The sequence below is a fragment of the Streptomyces sp. SP18BB07 genome (assembly GCF_036322545.1).
GTDB classification, from domain to species: Bacteria; Actinomycetota; Actinomycetes; order Streptomycetales; family Streptomycetaceae; genus Streptomyces; species Streptomyces deccanensis.
In genome coordinates this window covers 73,846-94,091 of sequence record NZ_JAQYWT010000224.1, presented here as the reverse complement: position 1 = coordinate 94,091, position 20,246 = coordinate 73,846, and the positions used below count along the sequence as shown (strand labels likewise).

12 protein-coding genes are annotated in these 20,246 nt (G+C 69.6%); 6 read left to right on the top strand and 6 right to left on the bottom strand.

The window, feature by feature from the left end; all coding sequences use genetic code 11:
- Positions 1 to 4 precede the first annotated feature (4 nt).
- Positions 5 to 202 carry a DUF4236 domain-containing protein gene (locus PUR53_RS06115; protein ID WP_239757932.1) on the bottom strand — a complete coding sequence of 66 codons (198 nt, stop codon included), beginning with the start codon at positions 200 to 202 and terminating at the stop codon, positions 5 to 7.
- Positions 203 to 329: 127 nt separating this feature from the next.
- Entirely contained in the window at positions 330 to 1,052 is a 723-nt protein-coding gene (locus PUR53_RS06110; RefSeq protein ID WP_329896046.1) for a VOC family protein, read from the bottom strand.
- Between the two features lie 81 nt (positions 1,053 to 1,133).
- Here PUR53_RS06110 and PUR53_RS06105 point away from each other — a divergent pair, with 81 nt between their 5' ends.
- Positions 1,134 to 1,667: a VOC family protein gene (locus PUR53_RS06105; RefSeq protein WP_329907644.1), complete on the top strand. Its 534-nt coding sequence runs from the start codon at positions 1,134 to 1,136 to the stop codon at positions 1,665 to 1,667.
- Here the strand turns inward: PUR53_RS06105 and PUR53_RS06100 are convergent.
- Positions 1,571 to 2,488 (bottom strand): aminoglycoside phosphotransferase family protein, encoded by a 918-nt coding sequence (locus PUR53_RS06100; RefSeq protein WP_329896047.1) that lies wholly within the window; start codon positions 2,486 to 2,488, stop codon positions 1,571 to 1,573. The genes PUR53_RS06105 and PUR53_RS06100 overlap by 97 nt on opposite strands.
- A gap of 366 nt (positions 2,489 to 2,854) precedes the next feature.
- Here PUR53_RS06100 and acnA point away from each other — a divergent pair, with 366 nt between their 5' ends.
- A complete protein-coding gene (gene acnA / locus PUR53_RS06095; RefSeq protein ID WP_329896048.1) occupies positions 2,855 to 5,572 on the top strand; it encodes an aconitate hydratase AcnA in 2,718 nt (905 codons plus the stop codon).
- A 77-nt stretch (positions 5,573 to 5,649) separates the two neighbouring features.
- Here acnA and PUR53_RS06090 read toward each other — a convergent pair whose 3' ends face one another.
- Both PUR53_RS06090 and PUR53_RS06085 read right to left on the bottom strand, forming a co-directional pair.
- The gene (locus PUR53_RS06090; protein WP_329896049.1) at positions 5,650 to 6,675 is read right to left on the bottom strand and encodes a helix-turn-helix transcriptional regulator; all 1,026 of its coding nucleotides are present in this window, start codon (positions 6,673 to 6,675) and stop codon (positions 5,650 to 5,652) included.
- A gap of 56 nt (positions 6,676 to 6,731) precedes the next feature.
- Positions 6,732 to 10,412 carry a S8 family serine peptidase gene (locus tag PUR53_RS06085; protein WP_329907630.1) on the bottom strand — a complete coding sequence of 1,227 codons (3,681 nt, stop codon included), beginning with the start codon at positions 10,410 to 10,412 and terminating at the stop codon, positions 6,732 to 6,734.
- 1,008 nt (positions 10,413 to 11,420) lie between these two features.
- Between PUR53_RS06085 and PUR53_RS06080 the strand changes: the two genes are divergently transcribed.
- The 3 genes from PUR53_RS06080 to PUR53_RS06070 all read left to right on the top strand — a co-directional run bounded on the left by PUR53_RS06080 (position 11,421) and on the right by PUR53_RS06070 (position 14,240).
- Positions 11,421 to 12,182 carry a hypothetical protein gene (locus PUR53_RS06080; RefSeq protein WP_329907628.1) on the top strand — a complete coding sequence of 254 codons (762 nt, stop codon included), beginning with the start codon at positions 11,421 to 11,423 and terminating at the stop codon, positions 12,180 to 12,182.
- Positions 12,183 to 12,372: 190 nt separating this feature from the next.
- A complete protein-coding gene (locus PUR53_RS06075; RefSeq protein WP_329896052.1) occupies positions 12,373 to 12,861 on the top strand; it encodes a hypothetical protein in 489 nt (162 codons plus the stop codon).
- A 305-nt stretch (positions 12,862 to 13,166) separates the two neighbouring features.
- The gene (locus PUR53_RS06070; protein WP_329896053.1) at positions 13,167 to 14,240 is read left to right on the top strand and encodes a lytic polysaccharide monooxygenase auxiliary activity family 9 protein; all 1,074 of its coding nucleotides are present in this window, start codon (positions 13,167 to 13,169) and stop codon (positions 14,238 to 14,240) included.
- Between the two features lie 256 nt (positions 14,241 to 14,496).
- Here the strand turns inward: PUR53_RS06070 and PUR53_RS06065 are convergent, their stop codons facing one another.
- Positions 14,497 to 18,294, bottom strand: coding sequence for a GH92 family glycosyl hydrolase (locus tag PUR53_RS06065; protein WP_329907626.1), 3,798 nt, complete (start codon positions 18,292 to 18,294; stop codon positions 14,497 to 14,499).
- Between the two features lie 472 nt (positions 18,295 to 18,766).
- Between PUR53_RS06065 and ngcE the strand changes: the two genes are divergently transcribed.
- Positions 18,767 to 20,239, top strand: coding sequence for an N-acetylglucosamine/diacetylchitobiose ABC transporter substrate-binding protein (gene ngcE / locus PUR53_RS06060; RefSeq protein WP_329896055.1), 1,473 nt, complete (start codon positions 18,767 to 18,769; stop codon positions 20,237 to 20,239).
- The last annotated feature ends 7 nt before the right edge of the window (positions 20,240 to 20,246 follow it).

Here is a 20,246-nt window from a genome sequence, read left to right as displayed (position 1 = left end):
CGGCTCAGTGCCGCCGCGCGTTACGGGTGCGGCGCCAGCCGAAGGGACCGGGCAGGTCCATCGAGGTCGTACGGCGCCCCGTGCTGCTGTGGGTGTGGCGGGGGCCGTTGCGGCCGCCGGTGGTGATGGACCAGGAGCGCTTGTTGATGTTCAGTCGCACACCCGGCAGGATCTGAAAGCTCTTGCGGAACGTGAGCGGCATGTCTGCCTCCTTCCCGATTTCCCGATGCCCGACGGGTACCCCGCTCTTCGGTCCGCATCCCTCTCCGTCTGCGACAACTGGGCTGCCCCCGGGGGTAATTGCCTCGGCGCGGCGGCGGTGCGCGGAATCAGCGCGGCGGCAGAACGCAGAACTCGTGGCCGTCGGGGTCGACCAGGACCGCCCAGTCGACCGGGCCCTGGCCGATGTCGGCGGGGGCCGCGCCGAGCGAGACGAGCCGGTCGATCTCGCTCTGCTGGTCGCTGTCGGCGGACGGGACGAGATCGAAGTGGAGGCGGTACTTCCCGACCTTCGGGGCCAGCGGCGGACCACCCCAGGTGATCTTCGTGCCGCCGTGCGGTGACTGGATCGCGGTCTCCTCGTCCTGGTCCCAGACCAGGGGCCAGCCCAGAGCCCGGCTCCAGAAGTACCCGACCTCCTGCGAACCGTCGCTCGCGAGCGCGCCGATGAGTCCGCAGCCGGCCAGGAAGTTGTTGCCCGGCTCGATCACGCAGAACTCGTTGCCCTCGGGGTCGGCGAGGACCACGTGTGTCTCTTCCGGGAGCTGGCCGATGTCGATATGGCGGCCGCCGAGTTCCAGCGCCCGCTCCACGATCCGCCGCTGGTCGTCGAGGGAGGTGCTGGTCAGGTCGAAGTGCATCTGGTTGGGAACGGTCTTCTTCTCCTGGCTGGGCAGGAAGCGCAGCCGGAGCGAGGTGTCGTCGTCCGGGGCGAGCGAGATGCCTCCGTAGGGGTCCTCGGTGGTCTCCCGGTCCAGGACACCGGCCCAGAAGTGCGCGAGACCGACGGGGTCGTTCGCGTCGAAGCTGAGCGCGTGGAGGTGGGACGTCATCGCGTGGGATCTCCGATCCGTCGACACGGCCGCGGACAGGGCTCGACCCCCGCCCATGGGCAACGACCATGGGGAACAACCATGCTAAAAAGCCCGGGAAACGCCCCGCAACGCAATAAGACGTCGCCTCACTCGATGCTGTGTGGCGAATCAGGGCAGCAGTACCGCATGAAGTCCCCACCGCGCTTCACGTTGGCCGCGACCACTCTCGACGCGCCGGACGCTCGCGAGCTGGCGCGGTTCTATCAGGGCCTGCTCGGGTGGCCGGTGCGGAAGGACGACCCGGGGTGGGTCGAGATCGCACCGCCCGACGGCGGTGCCGGGTTGTCGTTCCAGACGGAGCCGCTCTTCACCCGACCGCGGTGGCCTTCGACGCGGGCCGAACAGCAGATGATGATGCATCTGGACATCGAGGTGAACGATCTGTCATCAGCCGTCGACCACGCCCGCGCCCTGGGGGCGACCGTGGCGGACTTCCAGCCTCAGGACGATGTGCGGGTCCTGTACGACCCGGTGGGTCACCCGTTCTGCCTTTTTGTGCGGTCCGACGACCCCAGAATCCGGTCGAGTGTCCGGCGGCCCAGGCCGCTCATCGCCGGATTGCTCTCGACGTAGTACCAGACGAGACCCATCGCCTGTTCGAACGCCCATGCCTTGCCGCGCTCCCACTCCAGATCGTCACAGGCCAGTGCCCGGCGGAGCGCTTCTCGCGGGCCCGTCCGCAGCAGATGCCACGCGCCGACCAGATCCAGCGCGGGGTCGGCCGGGCCGAACCCGCCGGTGTCGAGTACGCCGCTGAGCCGGCCTCCCGTGACCAGTACGTTGCCGGGAATCAGGTCACCGTGGCTCATCACGTCGGCGCCCGTGCGGGGCAGCTCCCGAAGGTGGCTCCACAGCCGGCGCAGCCGGGGCACGTCGAGCAGCCCCTCGCTCTCCGCGAAGCACCTCTCCATCCACGCGTCGTGATCGGTGAGAACGCCGCCACGATTGTCGCCGCTGAAGACCCGACCCCGTGTCTCGGCCGCCCGCAGGGCCGCGATGAAGGTGGCGAGGTCCTCGGCGAAAGCGTCCGAGCCGCTCGGGTCGGCATCGTAGGCCACCGTGCCCGGCAGCCATGTCTGGACCGACCACGGCATGGGGTAACCCGCCCCGGGCTCTCCCAGGGCGACGGGCTCCGGGACGGGGAACCGCGACACCCCTGCCAGCTCCGCGCTCGCCCGGGCTTCCCGCTCCAGAACCGCCAGCGCCTCGGCGGGATCCGCCGGACGCAGGGGGAAACGCGCGGAGAGGCCGTCACCGATGCGGAAGATGGCGTTGACCGTCCCGGTCGACGCCACGCGCCGGATCGTCTTCCCCCGCCACCGAGGGAACTGCTCCCGGACCAGGGACTCGACGATCTCGGTGGTCACGTCCACTTGGTCGACGTGCATGGTCATGCGTGCGGGCCCTCCCCGGTCCCGTGCGATGACGTCGAACGCGGACCGGACCGCATCGACGGGGACGACAGCCAGTATTCATCCGCCGGAGTTCGGATCAACCGAGATTTCCGGGTCCCGGTCGCCGGCGAGCAGGGCGAAGGCCCGGAGATTGGCGCACGCCACATCGGGCCGGGCATGACCAGCCCGCGCCCATGTACTACTGTTATCTCGACATCGAGATATCTGCCGAGGCGCACCTCGGCCGCACGTCACACTCGATCTGACGGTAAGGGCTACCTAACTTAGCCTTACCTTAGCGGATCGGCCAAGGAGGCGCGGCGGCAGGATGCGGTGGTACGCGCACATGGAATGAAGGAGACTGTCGTGTCGGCGAACAGCTTCGACGCCCGCAGCACGCTGCAGGTGGGCGACGAGTCGTACGAGATCTTCCGGCTGGACAAGGTGGAGGGCTCGGCTCGCCTGCCCTACAGCCTCAAGGTCCTGCTGGAGAACCTGCTCCGCACGGAGGACGGCGCGAACATCACCGCCGACCACATCCGTGCCCTCGGCGGCTGGGACTCGCAGGCCCAGCCCAGCCAGGAGATCCAGTTCACCCCGGCCCGCGTGATCATGCAGGACTTCACCGGTGTCCCCTGTGTCGTGGACCTCGCCACCATGCGTGAGGCCGTGAAGGAGCTGGGCGGCGACCCGGCGAAGGTCAACCCGCTCTCCCCGGCCGAGATGGTCATCGACCACTCCGTCATCGCCGACAAGTTCGGCACCAGCCAGGCCTTCGCGCAGAACGTCGAGCTGGAGTACGGCCGCAACAAGGAGCGCTACCAGTTCCTGCGCTGGGGCCAGACCGCGTTCGACGACTTCAAGGTCGTACCCCCCGGCACCGGCATCGTCCACCAGGTGAACATCGAGCACCTGGCCCGCACGGTCATGGTCCGCAACGGCCAGGCGTACCCCGACACCCTCGTCGGCACCGACTCGCACACCACCATGGTCAACGGCCTCGGCGTCCTCGGCTGGGGCGTCGGCGGTATCGAGGCCGAGGCCGCGATGCTCGGCCAGCCGGTCTCCATGCTCATCCCGCGCGTCGTCGGCTTCAAGCTGACCGGTGAGCTGACCCCCGGCACCACCGCCACCGACCTCGTGCTCACGATCACCGAGATGCTCCGCAAGCACGGTGTCGTCGGCAAGTTCGTCGAGTTCTACGGTGAGGGCGTGGCCGCCACCTCCCTCGCCAACCGCGCCACCATCGGCAACATGTCGCCGGAGTTCGGCTCCACCGCCGCGATCTTCCCGATCGACGGCGAGACCATCAAGTACCTGAAGCTCACCGGCCGCTCCGAGCAGCAGCTCGCGCTCGTCGAGGCGTACGCCAAGGAGCAGGGTCTCTGGCTGGACCCGCAGGCCGAGCCCGACTTCTCCGAGAAGCTGGAGCTCGACCTGTCGACGGTCGTCCCGTCGATCGCCGGCCCGAAGCGCCCGCAGGACCGCATCGTCCTCGCGAACGCCGCCGAGCAGTTCAAGCAGGACGTCCTCAACTACGTCGACTCCGTGGACGAGTCCGGCAAGGAGTCCTTCCCGGCCTCCGACTCCCCGGCCGTCGCCCCGAACGGCGCCCCGTCCAACCCGGTCACCGTGACCGCCCCCGACGGCTCGACGTACGAGATCGACCACGGCGCGGTGACGGTCGCGGCCATCACCTCCTGCACCAACACCTCGAACCCGTACGTCATGGTCGCCGCCGCGCTGGTCGCGAAGAAGGCCGTGGAGAAGGGCCTGACCCGCAAGCCGTGGGTCAAGACCACCCTCGCCCCGGGCTCCAAGGTCGTCACCGACTACTTCGACAAGGCGGGGCTCACCCCCTACCTCGACAAGGTCGGCTTCAACCTCGTCGGCTACGGCTGCACCACCTGCATCGGCAACTCCGGCCCGCTGCCGGAGGAGGTCTCCAAGGCCGTCAACGACCACGACCTCGCCGTCACCTCGGTGCTCTCCGGCAACCGCAACTTCGAGGGCCGGATCAACCCCGACGTCAAGATGAACTACCTGGCGTCCCCGCCGCTGGTCGTCGCGTACGCCCTCGCGGGCTCCATGAAGGTGGACATCACGCGCGACGCCCTCGGTGTGGACCAGGAGGGCAAGCCGGTCTACCTGGAGGACATCTGGCCCTCCGAGGCCGAGGTCAACGACGTCGTGGCGAACGCCATCGGCGAGGACATGTTCTCCAAGTCCTACTCCGACGTCTTCGCGGGCGACGCCCAGTGGCAGGCCCTGTCGATCCCCGAGGGCGACACCTTCGAGTGGGACCCGCAGTCGACGTACGTCCGCAAGCCCCCTTACTTCGAGGGCATGACGATGGAGACCACCCCGGTCTCGGACATCGCCGGCGCCCGCGTCCTCGCCAAGCTGGGCGACTCGGTCACCACCGACCACATCTCCCCGGCCGGTGCGATCAAGGCCGACACCCCCGGAGGCAAGTACCTCACGGAGCACGGTGTCGAGCGTCGTGACTTCAACAGCTACGGCTCGCGCCGAGGCAACCACGAGGTCATGATCCGCGGCACGTTCGCCAACATCCGCCTGCGCAACCAGATCGCGCCGGGCACCGAGGGCGGCTACACCCGCGACTTCACCCAGGACGGCGGTCCGGTGTCGTTCATCTACGACGCCTCGCGCAACTACATCGAGCAGGGCATCCCGCTGGTCATCCTGGCCGGCAAGGAGTACGGCTCCGGCTCGTCCCGTGACTGGGCGGCCAAGGGCACGGCCCTCCTCGGCGTCAAGGCCGTCATCGCCGAGTCCTACGAGCGCATCCACCGCTCGAACCTCATCGGCATGGGCGTCCTCCCGCTGCAGTTCCCGGAGGGTGCCTCGGCCTCCTCCCTCGGCCTCACCGGCGAGGAGACCTTCTCCTTCACCGGCGTCGAGGAGCTGAACAACGGCACCACCCCGCGCACGGTCAAGGTCACCACCGACACGGGCGTCGAGTTCGACGCGGTCGTCCGCATCGACACCCCCGGTGAGGCCGACTACTACCGCAACGGCGGCATCATGCAGTACGTGCTGCGCAGCCTGATCCGCAAGTAAGCGGCTCGGTACGGCGGTTGAGGGCCGCATCCCCGGTGACGGGGGTGCGGCCCTTCGCATGGGCCCTTCGTGCGGTGCTACAACCAGCCGCGCTGTGCCGCCCGCGCCCCCAGTTGGAAGCGGCTGGCCGCGCCGAGCCGGTCCTGCAGCTCACTCACCCGGCGCCGCAGGGTCCGCAGGCTCACCCCGAGATGGCGGGCCACCGCCTCGTCCTTCATCCCGGCCGCCAGCAGCCGGGTCAATGTCCGCTCCCCCTCGGAGAGTTCACCCTCACCGACCGGCTGACCGAGTGGCGTCGCCTGCTGCCAGGCCAGGTCGAACAGCTTCTGCAGCGCCTCGGTCACCGCCGAGTGCCGTACGACCGCCGCGCAGTAGCCGCCCGCCTCGGACGAGGTCAGCGGCAGCATCGCCCGACGGCCGTCGACCACCAGCAACTTGACCGGCACCGAGGGCAACACCCGTGCCTGCTCGCCGAGTTCGACCATCTTCCAGGCGTGGTGGAGGACATCAGGGTCCTCCAGGGCGGTCGCCGCGTACACCGTGCGGTAGGTGATCCCGCGGCTGAGCAGATCCGACTGGAGGTCCAACTGCGGGGTGCGCGGGGCGAGATACGGGGGAGTGTCGAACACACACACCTCGTGCTCGGCGTGCGCGTACAGCTCTTCCAGCCGGGCCGCGTTGGCACCCTCGCCGGAGACGACCTCGACCAGCCGGGACGGCTTCTCGCGCAGAAGACCGGCTTCATGTGCGGTCGCCATCTCCTCGGCGGTGGCGGCGAGCAGTTCCGACTCGGTCTCGCGGCGCCGGATCAGCGCGCGGATCGCCACCCGGGGGTCGATCGCGCGTAACCCGCCCATGGAGTCCGGCGGTTGCAGCAGACCGAGCGAGAGCAGCCGGTTGCAGGAGTCGCGGACCAGGGCCGGGGTGGCGCCGGTCAGCAGCGCCCAGCCGGCCGCGCCCGCGTCGGGCTGGTGCAGGATCGCCTGGTACACCAGCTCGTCGAAGGCGGAGACCCCCACCGCGGACCATGGGCTCGCGGCAGGGGTCTGTCTTGCCGTGTCGTACGCCGCTTCGTATGCCGTTTCGTGTGCCGTGTTCACCATGTCCCGGCACGGTAGACGATCTCTGTTAAGGCTGAGGAACCAAAGGTGCCCGGCGGCTACTTCAGACCGAACGCGCGCAGCACGGTCTGGTCGATGCCGTTGCCGTCACGGTCGGTGGCCCGCACCCGCAGCGACACCGACTCGACGCCCTTCGCCGGCACGAACCGCGCCTGGCCGCTCTTGACCTTCACCTTCTTCCAGGACGTGCCGTCGTCGTAGGAGACCCAGGCCTCCAGAGCGCTCGCCTTCACGCTCCCCAGCTGGTTCGCGAGCGGCAGGTCGACCCGCACCTCCTGCCCGCGCCCGGCCCGGTTGAGGAGGTCCAGGCCCCGCGGGGCGATGCCGACCGTGAGCAGCGGCAGGGCCGTCTCGGCGGCGGTGTGCGCCGAGGCGAAGGTCCACTCCGTGTGCGTGCTCGTGGAGTACTTGGCCCAGGCCGCCCGGCGTTGCACATCCAGCTCGAAGCGGTACGAGGCCTTGTCCGCCGCCACATCGAAGGTGCCGTAGCCGCCGAGCGTCGAGTCGCCGACCAGCTTCCCGTCCGCGTAGAGCCTGCCCTTGCCGGTGCTGTCGACGCCGTCGATGTAGCCGTAGTGGCCCGGTGTGGAGTCGGTCAGCTCCGCGACGGAGAAGGTGAGTCTGTCGCCGGTGCGGGTGGAGAGGCCGTACTCCTCGCTGGTTCCCGGGCGGACGACCTGGCGCAGCCAGTTCTCGGTGGGTTCCGTGGCCGGCTCGGTGAAGGTCCGCAGCGGGCTCCACTGGCCCCTGAACGTGTTCCAGTTCGGGTAGACGACGTGCCAGGTACGGGTGTCGGGGTCGACGTAGTAGTACTCGTCGCGTTCCGTGCCCAGCCGCATGTACTTGCTGTTCTCGATGCCGTAGAGCTGCCAGGGGCGGTAGGTGTACAGGGCGTCCGCGCCGATCTCGCCGGCCGTGGCCCCGTGGTAACGGGCCTTCCGCTTCACCGTGTTGGAGCGGTCGAGGTCGTAGGTCTGATCCGCGGAGATGGCGCCGCTCTGGGCGGCGAGCAGGTTGTAGACGTACGGGCTGTCCGGTGTGCCGCCCAGCTTCAGCGTGACCTTCTTGCCGGTCTTCAACAGCGCGGTGAGCCCGGCACCCTCCTCACCGGTGGCGATCATCAGCGGGACGGTGGTGGCGCGATCCACGGACTCGATCCAGAAGCCGGGCGTCTTGCGATAGGCGATGAGGTAACCCGCCCCGGCCTTGGTGGCGTTGTCCAGGGCGTCCTGCGCCCGCTCCGTGGCGCCGAGCGCCACCACCGCCACCTTGCCCTTGACGTCGAGCCCCGCGAAGTCGGCCTCGGTACCGCCGCCCGCGTCCACCGCCCGGACCTTGTGCTCACCACTGATCCTCAGTGGGAAGTCCTCGTAGGTCTGCGCGTAGTAGAGCGAGGACAGTTCGGTCTTCGCCGGGCTGGTGACGCTCGCCGTCAACTCCTTGGCGTACAGCCGGAACTTGGCGGTGAACTCCAGGCTCCCCTCGGTGACCTGCGCGGTCGGCGTCACATAGAGGTGGTCGGTCCAGAAGCCCTGGCTGTAGGTGAGTCCCCAGCCGCCGCCGGGCCCTTCGCGGTGCACATTGGTGCTGAAGCCCTGGAACTCGGAGTCCTGCTTCGTCCTCGGCTTGACCTCCACCGCCTTGCGGGCGTCCAGGACGACCTCGGTGTCCTGGCCCACCTTGATCTCGGGGCTGACGACCACCGAGGTGCCGACCGCCACGCCGCCCGCGTCGCGGTCCGGGATCCAGGTCGAGATGGAGTAGGTACCGGCCGGAACCTGCCAGGTCCAGCCGGTGCCGAGGAAGCCGTACTGGTCGGGAACGGCGCCGTTCAGCTCCATGAGCGTGTAGAGCGACCCACCGGTGGGCGCTTTGCCGTCCCGGCCCAGCAGGGAGACGGCGAGGTCGTACATCTTCGGTGCCTTCTCGAAGCCGACGCCCGTGGTGATCCGTACGCCGTCGTCGGCGGTCGCCGTGATGTGGCCCGCGTACCGGCCCTGGGGCTTCTCCGCGGGGTCGACGCCGACCGGGAGCGTGGCGGTGCCCCGCGCGGGCACGGTCAGGGTGCCGTCGACCGGGGTGACCTCGGCGAGCGACGACGAGATCTTCAACTCCACAGCCTTGTCGGTGGTGTTGGTGTAGGTGATGTCCTTGGTGGCTACCTCCGTGTCGCCGTCCTCGAACTTGCCGAAGCTCAGCGTCGGGGTCGCGAACACGTTCTGGCCGACGGCCCGTACGGCGTCGACCCGCCCGTTGCCCTGCTCGAACACGGAGTTGTCGGCGTTCGTCTTCGCCGTGGTGGCCAGGGCTTCCTTGATCTGCCGGCCGGTCCAGTCCGGATGCGCCTGCGCGACCAGCGCCGCCGCGCCCGCGACATGCGGGGTCGCCATCGACGTACCGTTCGCCGCCGTGTAGTGGTCGTCGACCGGCGTTCCCATGGCGGTGCCGGCGGCACGGGCCGCGGTGATGCCCACGCCCGGCGCGGTGATCTCCGGCTTGACCGCGAAGTCACCGGGGCGCGGGCCGCGTCCGGAGAACGAGGCCAGCCGGTCCGACTTGTCGACCGCGCCCACGGTGAGCGCCGAGTCGGCGATGCCCGGGGTGCCCACGGTCTGCTCGCCGGGGCCCGCGTTGCCCGACGCGATCACGAAGAGGGCGCCGGTGGACGCGGACAACTCGTCGACGGTCTCGCTGAGCACGTCGGAGGCGCCGGTCGCGGTGCCGCCCAGCGACATGGAGACGATCTTCGCCCCGGAGTTCGCGGCCCACTCCATGCCCGCGATGATCCAGGAGGACTGCCCCCGGCCGTCGTTGCCCAGCACCTTGCCGACCAGCAGCTCGGCGCCCGGCGCCACGCCCTTGCGCAGGCCGTCCGAGGCCGCGCCGGAGCCGGCGACCGTGGCCGCCACATGGGTGCCGTGGCCGTGACCGTCCTGCACCGACTGCTCCGGCACGAACGTCCGGGACTCGCCGACCCTGCCCGCGAGATCCGGGTGCGCGGTGTCCACGCCCGTGTCCAGGACCGCGACCTTCACGCCCTTGCCGTCGTGACCCGACCGCCACACCTCGGGCGCGCCGATCTGCGGGACGCTCGTCTCCAGGGACACCTTCACCTGGGCGTCCAGCCAGAGCTTGTCGATGCCGCCACCGAGCCGCCGCGCGGCCTTCGTGGTGGGCTCGGTGCCGAGGGCGGGGGCGATGTCCGCCCAGAACGCGGTCGACTTCTCCGCGCTCAGCGCCGCACCGTCGATCCCGGGCAACGCCAGCGTGCGGCGGGCGCCCTCGGGCGTCGTACGGCCCTTCGCGTACGTCGCGATCAGCGGAGTGGCGCCGGTCCTGGCGTCGTCGTACCCCTGCTTCACCAGCCGGGTGACGTTGAAGAGTGCCGGGTCGAGGCGGCCCGCCCGTACCAGCGGGACGGCGTCCGTCGGCAGAACGCTGACCTCGCCGTCCCGTTCGCTCGACAGGAACGTGGCGGCCTCCCGGCCCGCGCCCCGCCGTACGTCGACCGCGTGCTTGCCGTCCGGTCCTGCGGTGAGCGAGACGGTGTCGCCGGTGATGAGGGTGACGGTTCGGGTGGTGGGGGCACTTGAGGCGTCGGTGCTCGTGCCTGTGCTCGTACCGGGGGCGGTGCCGGGGTCGGCCGTCGCGGGCGTGATCGCCGCCGCGAGCAGACCGGCCGCTCCTGCGACGGCACCGAGGGTGTGGAGTCTTCGCATGGGTGGTGCGTCCTCCCCTGAAACGCTGACGAAAGCTTCCGGCCTGCTGGGCGGAAGCCAGGGATCAGAGTGGGTGGCGCGCCGAGAGCGACTCAAGGGGTTCCTGTGGCCGGTCCGTGCCAACGCCCCTTTCGGTCAAGGCGGTTGGCGGCTTCCGTACGTCTCCGTGCGGCTCCGTGCGTCTCCGTGCGGGGTGCCGTCCACGTCCGTCGACCGGGTCGCACGGCTCCGGCTCAGTCGGACCACGGGGTTTCCCCCAGGCGACGGGGACAGGATCAGGACATGGCAGGCATCTCCGCGACCCCACAGCTGTCCGTGGGCGTCACAGGAGGTGGGCTGGCGTGCCTGTCCGGTGCCCGACGGGCACAGCGCCCCGCACGCCGTCGCCCCCGACAGGATGCTGCCCGACCTCGACGGCCTCCGGGTGCTGCGGCGGACGCGCTACGCCGCGAGATCGACAAGGGCAGGGCGCCGATGATCCACACGATGCGCGGACTCGGATACGCGACCCGGGCGGGGGAGGACGGAAGATGAACGGCGCGGGCGGGGGAGCGGCGACGACCCGAGGGCGCGGGTGGGGGAGCGGCGACGACCGAGGGCGCGGGTGGGGGAGCCGACGGAGGGCGCAGGTAGGGGAGTCCAGCGGGCGGGTGGTCCGCTCAGGGGACGGTCCCTGCGGGCGCGTCTGCCGCTGTTCATCTCCGTCACGCTGGTGGCCGTGTGCGCCGCGATGACGGTGGCCACGGTCGTCGCACAGCGCGCCTCCCTGCTCGGCGCCCTCGACGAGCGGGTCACCGACGCCGCCGAACGCGGTCTCGGCGGGGCGAACGTCGGGCCACTCCCGCCGCGCCAGATCGCTCCGCTCCTTCCGCCGTGCCCGCGCCTTCTGTCCCCCCGGCTCGTCCGACTCCTCGGTCCTTCTACCGGCTTCGGTCTCCCGGCCCCTCCGACCCGTCGGCTTCCTCGTTTCCGTCCGTTTCCGTGTGATCGTCGGCCTACTCTGGCGCGATGGTGGGGGAACACGACTTCGATGCGCGGCTACGGCGGCTGCTCGATCGCCGGGGGCTGCGACCGGCCACCTTGTCCCGGCTCGCCGATGTCCCGGGGGCAGAGCTGACCGCCGTCCTCCACGGCGGCGAAGCACCGATGCCACCCCTGCTACGGCGCCTCGCACCCGCCCTCGGCCTCCACACCGCGGACGTCTTCGCGATCGCTGGTGCCGACGCCCCCGAAGACCTCGCTCCGCTGGACGCGACGGCCGGACGTCAAGTCCCCCGTGCCCTCCGCGAAGCCACCGGTCTCCCGCCGGAGCAGTGGGACACGCTGCGCCGATTCGTCGTGTCCCAGCCCCAGGCGGAACGCACCCGGCCCGTCCCGGAAACCCCTCCGGCCCGCCGCTACCCTCCGGGGCCCGGCGCCCTGCTCATGCGGCTGCTGCAGAACCGGAATCTCGACTGGCCCGCCACGGCCCAGACCTTCGGCGCGGTCACCGACCGGTACTGGGCGGCCGCCACCTTCGGCCAGGTGGGCCGTGGCCGCAAGCCCCTCACCCCGGACCTGTTGGCGGACTACGCGGCCCTGCTCGACATCCCCGCCGACGACCTCTCCGCGCTGACCGGCATCCCCCTGCCCACCACCCCCAGAACACCGAAGTTCGACGCGGCCGTGATCGCCGAACTCATCTGGGAACTGCGCCGCCTCACCGCGAGCCAACTCCAACAGGTCACCGACACCGCGAAGACCCTCCGGGAACAGCTCCCGGACGACTGACCCGGTGACACCTCGCACACGCCGTACACGCCGTACACGCGAAGCCGCGTACACGCACAGCCGCATCCACGCACAGCCACAGCCACAGCCACAGCCACATCCACATACACGCGACCCGCGAACAAGGCGCGCACGTTCGCCGCACGGCACCCCTGGCGATCGGGGCCCTGGAGGGCCAAGACTGGCACCCATGCATGCACCGATGCGCCGCCGCACCCCGCTCCCGTACGTCGACGAGCACACGATCCTCGTCGAGGCGGACGCCGACGAGGTCTGGTGGGCCCTGGCCGAGGCGCTCGACTGGGCCTTCTCCCGCCCCGCCGCGGTCCGTTACGCCAAGCTCGTGGGCTGCGCCGACCGCACGGCGTCCGGGCCGCGCCCGCCCGTCGAGGGCGAGACGACGTTCCCCGGCTTCCGCACGCTGACCGCGATCCCGGCCGAGCGACTGACCCTCCTGGGCCGCCACCGCTTCTCCTCCTACACCCTGACCTTCCACCTCGACGCGGCGGGACCGGACCACACCAGGCTCCGCGCCGAGACCCGTGCCGCCTTTCCCGGCCCGGCCGGCGGCCTGTACCGCCTGCTCGCCCTGGGCACCGGCACGCACGCGAAGCTCACCCGCCGACTGCTCACGACCGCCCGGCTCCAGGCCGAACGCCCCTGGAGAAGGGCCGGGTGAGCCACCAGCACCACCAGCACCCCGTCGACTCGTTCAGGCCTCGCGCGTGGGTACGTGACAGCCGTTTACAAGCGCGGCGGCGCGCGCTAGCTTCCGAAGCAGGTGGGGTGGGAGCGCTCCCACCTGTGGCGTGGCGGACCGGAACCCGTCACCCCCGGATCCGCTCCCACCCACACCACCCATCCGCACCGGCACCTCCGCACCGCCACCTTCACATCGGCACCGGCACCGGCACATCGGCACCGGCACATCGGTACGCGCACGTTCCCCCCACCTCCAAGCCGTACACGCAAGGAGCTCTTGTCATGCACGCAACAAATCTACGATTAAGGCTGCCCAGGCATCACCGCGCACTCCTCCTCGTCCTGCTCGCCCTCGTCACCACGATCCCGGCGCTCGGTCTCGTCGTCACCGCCGGCAGCGGCAAGGCGGAGGCGCACGGCACCCCGATGAAGCCCGGCAGTCGCACGTTCCTGTGCTGGCAGGACGGGCTGACCGACACCGGGGAGATCAAACCGATCAACCCGGCCTGCCGTTCCGCGCAGCAGGTCAGCGGGACGACCCCGTTCTACAACTGGTTCTCGGTGCTCCGTTCGGACGGCGCCGGCCGCACCCGCGGCTTCGTCCCGGACGGTCAGCTGTGCAGCGGCGGCAACACCAACTTCACCGGGTTCAACACCCCCAGCGCCGACTGGCCGTTGACCCACCTCACCTCCGGCGCGACCGTCGACTTCTCGTACAACGCGTGGGCGGCGCACCCGGGTTGGTTCTACGTCTACATCACCAAGGACGGCTTCGACCCGACGAAGACGCTCACCTGGAACGACATGGAGGCACAGCCGTTCCTGAGTGTCGACCACCCGCCGCTGAACGGCAGCCCGGGCACGGTCGAGGCCAACTACTCCTGGCGGGGCCAGCTGCCCGCGAACAAGTCGGGCCGCCACCTCATCTACATGGTGTGGCAGCGCTCCGACAGTCAGGAGACCTTCTACTCCTGCTCCGACGTCGTCTTCGACGGAGGCAACGGCGAGGTGACCGGCATCAAGGAGCCCGGCAACCCCACCGAGCCGGTGCCGGGCGAGTGCTCCGCGACCCGCCGTACGACGGGCAGTTGGAACGGTGGCTACCAGTCCGAGGTCGTCGTCACCAACACCGGCGACGTGCCGATGCTCGGCTGGATGGTCAACTGGACGCTGCCCGCCGGGCAGAAGGTCGACAGCCTGTGGAGCGGCAGCGCGACCTACACCGGACAGAACGTGATGGTGCACAACGCGAACTGGAACGGGTCGCTGGATCCCGGGGAAACCGCGAACTTCGGCTATGTGGTGCAAGGGTCGGGAGGTGATCCCGCGACCACGCTGCCCTGCCGGGTTGGCTGAGCCCGGCGCGATCGGCCCGATCGGCGGCACCGGCCCTGTGCGGGGGCGGGCGCCGCGCTCGGGGCGGACCGGGTGGGCGGGCGGTGCGTGCCCACCCGGTCCGCGAGCCGCGACCCGGTACGGGGGAGACCGGGCGCGGTGGGAGTGCGGCTGTGGGACCCCTCGGCAGGACAACGTTGTCGAGTGGTCTGGACAAGACTCTATCGTTCCAACGGGCAACCAGGTCAAGCCGGTTGGTCCGGGGCCCCGGCCACGGTCAGGAGAGCAGCTCCACCTCCGCGAGCGTCGGCGTCCCGTCGAGGACGAGCCGGTAGTGGTCGTACGCCCTCGGGGTCGGGACGGAGAAGGCCCGGGTCTGGCGGTCCCAGGCGAAGGACTCGCCGGAGCGTCTGTCGAGGGTCTTCCAGGTCGTGCCGTCCGTGGAGGCCTGCAGGGTCCAGCCGTCCGGGGCCTCGGCGCGGTCGGCCGAGGTCAGCGTGTACTGAACCGCCTTGGTCCGGGCGGGAGTCGGCAGCGACACCGTCCCCACGGAGGCCTTCGTCGACGACGTGTCGTCGAACAGCGCCCCGTCACCCTCGATGGCGTCCGCACGAGGGTCGGGCACCTTGTCGTCCTTCGTGATCGACACCGGAGCGGCGCTCTCGCCCGTGCCCCAGCGGGAGGGCCGCGGCCCCATGTCGAACTTCAGCACGCCACCACGGGAGATGAGCGAGTGTGGCAGCGAAGTCGACGTCCACGCCTTGCCGTTGACCTTCAGGCCCTGCACGTACACGTTCCGGGCGCTGTTCCTCGGGGCCTCGACCACCAGGTCCCTGCCGTTGTCCAGGTGGACGGTCGCCTTGGTGAACAGCGGGGAGCCGACGGCGTATTCGCCGCTGCCCATCACCAGCGGGTAGAAGCCGAGCGCGGAGAAGAGGTACCAGGCGGACTGCTCTCCGTTGTCCTCGTCGCCGTGGTAGCCCTGGCCGATGCCGCTGCCGACGTAGAGGCGGGAGAGCACCTCGCGGACCTTCTCCTGGGCCTTCCACGGCTGCCCGGCGGCGTCGTACATGTAGATCGCGTGGTGGGCGACCTGGTTGGAGTGGCCGTACATGCCCATCCGGACGTCCCGGGCCTCGGTCATCTCGTGGATGACTCCGGGGTAGGAGCCGATGAGGTCGGGGGAGGCCGTCTCCGGGGTGGAGAAGTAGGTGTCCAGCTTCTTCGCCAGCCCACCGCGACCGCCGTACAGGTTGGCCAGGCCCTTGCTGTCCTGCGGCGCGGTGAAGGCGTATCCCCAGCCGTTGGTCTCCGTGTAGTCGTGGCCCCAGACCCGTGGGTCGTAGGCCGCGGAGTCGACCCGCCAGGCACCGGTGCCGTCCCGGCCCTGGAAGAAGCCGGCCTTCGTGTCGAACAACTTGACATAGTTACGGGCCCTGTTGAGGAAGTACGCCGCCTCCTCCCGGTAGCGCTTCTCGCCGGTCTCCCGGTACAGCGCCTGCCCCATGCGCGCGATGCCGTAGTCGTTGAGATAGCCCTCCAGCGCCCATGACAGGCCCTCGTGGGTGTCGGTGGAGGTGTAGCCGAGGAAGGGGGAGGTGGCTATGCCCTTGCGGCCGACGCCCGCCGAGGGCGGTACGACGGTGGCGTTCTTCAGGGCCGCCTCGTACGCCGACTTCGCGTCGAAGTCGACACCCTTCACGTACGCGTCCGCGAACGCCACGTCCGACGAGGTGCCGGTCATCAGGTCCGCGTAGCCGGGGGAGGACCACCGGGAGGTCCAGCCGCCGTCCTTGTACTGCTGCACGAAGCCGTCGACCAGCTCACCCGCCTTGCCGGGCGTCAGCAGCGCGTACGCGGGCCACGTGGTCCGGTAGGTGTCCCAGAAGCCGTTGTTGACGTAGACCTTGCCGTCGACGATCTTCGCGCCGGTGTGGGTCGGGGTGTCCGGACCGGTCATCGGGGAGAAGGGCGAGGCGTACCGGTACGTCGAACCCACCTTCTCGAAGCCGGAGTTGGGGTACAGGTAGAGCCGGTAGAGGTTGGAGTACAGCGTGGTCAGCTGGTCGGGGGTGGCGCCCTCGACCTCCACCTTCCCCAGCACGCGGTCCCACTGGGCCCGTGCCCGGTTCTTCACGGTCCCGAAGGACGTGCCCTCCGGGATCTCCTGACGCAGGTTGTCCTTCGCATGGTCCAGGCTGATGAGGGAGGTGGCGAGGCGGAGGTTCACCGTACGGTCCGCGCCCGCGTCGAAGCGGAGGTGGCCCTTCACCCCGGTCGAGCCGCCGTCCGTGACCGGCGCGTCGAAGACCCCGTACACGAAGAGCCGGGTCGCGCCCGCCGACAGACCGGACTTCACATCCGAGAATCCCGTGACGACCCCGTTGTCCTTGTCCAGGGTCAGGCCCGCCTGGTCGGTCACGTTGTCGAAGATCACGCTCGCGTCGTCGCCGGGGTAGGTGAAGCGCAGCGCCGCCGCGTGGTCGGTGGGCGCCATCTCGGCCCTGACGCCGTTCTCGAAGCGCACCCCGTAGTAGTACGGCCGGGCCGTCTCGTTCTCGTGCCGGAAGGCCAACGCCCGTGAGGTGCGGCTGAGTTCGGGTGTCCCGGTGGCTGCCGAGGGCATCACCTGGAAGGTCTGCCGGTCACCCATCCAGGGGCTCGGCTCATGGCTGGCGCTGAACGCCTGAATGGTCGGCAGGTTGTCCCCGCTGTTGGCGCGTGCGTAGTCGTACAGCCAACTCAGCGAACCCGCGTTGGTGACCGGCGTCCAGAAGTTGAAGCCATGGGGCACCGCGGTCGCCGGGAAGTTGTTGCCGCGGGAGAAACCGCCGCTGGAGTTCGTTCCCCTGGTGGTCACCGCGTAGTCGGACAGGTGTGCCTTCGGCCGTTCGGGCGCCCGGACCCGCAAGGTCACGTCGTCGAGCCAGCCGCGGAACCGCGCCGGGCCCTCGGGGGAGTCGTAGGCCACCAGGATCCGGTCCACGGTCCGGCCGGCGGCGACCGACCCGATCCGTGCGACCACGTCGTTCCACTGGTTGACGTACAGCACCTTCGCCGCGCCCTGCCCGCGCGGCGACAGCGGGAAGCCGTTGCCGTCCACCGCCCCCAGCTCACTGAGGGAGGTGCCGTCGGTGAAGACCAGGTCGACCGAGACGTGGGTGGCGGCGTAGTCCAGATCGCCGTCCGCCATCGACGGGAAGATCCGGTAGGCAAGCTCGGTGTCGCGCTCGACGGCCACGTTCACGTCGAAGACCTTGTTGTACGAGTGGGCCGGTCCGTCCGCCGTGTGACGGCCCGCGTACCGCAGGGCCCGCTTGCCGGTGAAGCCCGCGCCGGCCTTCGCGGTCGCGGATCCGCTCGGGCCCCGGTCGACCAGCGACAGCATCTCCTTCGGCGGGGGCGCCTGCCCGCCGCCCGTGGAGAACTGCACATCGGCGAGCTGGGTGATCATCGAGGCGCCGTTGTTCCGGGTGATGTCGAGCCGGAAGTGCCGGTACCCGGCCACCGCGTCGCCGGGGATGTCGTAGGACTTCGTCTGGAACCGTTCGGCGAAGCGCTCGCCGGAGCGGGTGTCGAGGGTCTTCCACTCCTTGCCGTCGGTGGAGCCCTTGAGGGTCCAGTCCTTCGGGTCGCGGGTCTCGAAGTCGTTTGCCGACGTCAACGCATAGGTCACCACCTCGGCCGGCGCGGCGAGGTCGAACTCGGCCCAGCCGGTGGGCTGGAAGGTGAGCCACTTGGTACCGGACTCGCCGTCGACGAGGTTCTCCTTCACCTCGCCGCCGTCGGTGTTCTCACCGCTGGCCCGGACCCCGGTGACCCGGTCGGTGATGTCGCCCGGGATGCCGGTGGTGTAGCCGCCGTCGACACCCGAGGCCCGGGGAGAGCCGTCCGGTGCGGTGTCGACCGTGCTGATCCAGTCCGGGGCCGGGTCGTCCGGCTCGAACGAGGAGTTGAACTCCCGGGCACCGGCCGCCGGTCGGTCCGGTAACGCGACGGCCGCGCCCTGCGAGGCCACCACCAGAGCGAACGCGACGGCGCCGAGCACCGCCGTGGAACTCCGTCTGTGCCGCATCAGCGAGCACCCTCCCTACGTCCTGCAGACTGTTTCCGATCAAGAAGTGATCGAAAGAGGACAACGTTGTCGGATCTGCAACGCGGGGACCAGTAGGGGTTGAAGTGATGAGTGATGTCAAGGGTGTTGGCTGCGCCATCCCGGCCGAATGGCGAGGATTTTCCGGTCAGGTGGCGCAAGGTCGCTCATATTTCCGAGAGGTCTCAACTCGGAAAAGACCGAAGGCGAACCTTGCATTCGATCTTGCCCCCCTGGCGGGAAGTGGACTATACCTGTCGGCGTCCGCATAGTGGTCGCACAGCCGCGGACGGGCACTACCTGGGGGGAATTACCGGTGGTCGCGGACGTGTCCGCGCGCCGACCGCCGTCTTGCCCCTGTTGAATCCTCACGCACGACCCCAGCTTGAACCGACCGCGGTGCCGGGAGGATCCGGTTCACCGCCTGAGTCCTGGAGAAGGCGAGGACTTGAGCATGGGATCCACTACCGCCGAGCACGACCACGGCCCCGAAGGCGTCGACACCACCCACCCCGAGGGCGTCGGCCGCCGCGATCTGATCAAGCGTTCCGCCGCGCTGGGCCTGATCACCGTCCCCACGATGAGCTTCCTGTCCGCGTGCGCCAGCGGGGGAGGCGGGGACGACACATCCGAGGACAGTCAGGGCAAGACCTCCGAGTCCAACCCCTTCGGCGTGAAGAAGGGCAGCAAGCTCGACGTCGTGATCTTCAAGGGCGGCTACGGCGACGCCTACGCCAAGGCCTGGGAGGCCGCCTTCCAGAAGAAGTGGGGGGTCACCTCCACCCACACCGGCACCCAGGAGATCACCGGCAAGCTCCAGCCGCGGTTCAACGCGGGCAACCCGCCGGACATCGTCGACGACTCCGGCGCCCAGCAGATCCCGATCGACGTCCTCTACAAGAACGACCAGCTCCTCGACCTCGCCGCGGTGCTGGACGCCCCCTCGGTCGACGACCCGGCCAAGAAGGTCCGCGACACCCTCATCCCCGGCACGCTCGACGCGGGCATGCAGGAGGACAAGATCGTCGCGCTCAACTACATCTACACGGTGTGGGGCCTGTGGTACTCCGGCAAGCTCTTCAAGGAGAACGGCTGGGAGGAGCCCAAGACCTGGGCCGACTTCCTGACCATCTGCAAGGAGGCCAAGGCCAAGGACATCGGAGGCCTCGCCCACCAGGGCAAGTACCCGTACTACATCAACGTCGCCATCATGGACCTGATCGCCAAGACGGGCGGGCTGGACGCCATGAAGGCGATCGACAACCTCGACCCGAAGGCGTTCGTCGGCTCCGACGCCGCGAAGGCCGGGGTCGAGGCGATCTACGAGGTCGTCGAGAAGGGCTATCTGATGCCCGGCACCAACGGCCTCACCCACACCGAGTCCCAGACCCGCTGGAACCAGTACAAGGCCGTGTTCATCACCTCCGGCTCCTGGCTGGAGAACGAGCAGCTGAAGCAGACACCGGACGACTTCGACATGAAGTTCATGCCGATGCCGCTGCTGCCGGACAGCGTGATGCCGTTCGAGGCGATCCGGGCGGGCTCCGGCGAGCCGTTCATCATCCCGGCCAAGGCCAAGAACCTGCCGGCCGCCAAGGAGTTCATGCGGATGATGCTCTCCAAGGAATGGTCGACGCTGTTCGCCAAGGAGGCCAACTCGCTGACCATCCTCAAGGACGGCGTCGACGCCGGCGTACAACTGCGCCCGGGCACCCAGTCGACGGTCGAGGCCTCCAAGGCCGCCGGCGACGACACGTTCCGTTACCTCTACACCGAGTGGTACAGCGAGATGGACACGGCGATCCAGAACGCCTCGAACGAACTGATGGCGAAGCGCATCCAGCCGGCCGAGTGGCTCAAGCGGGCACAGGCCGCGGTGGACAAGCAGGCGAAGGACCCCGAATCCAAGAAGAACCGTCGGGACTAGCGGGGCG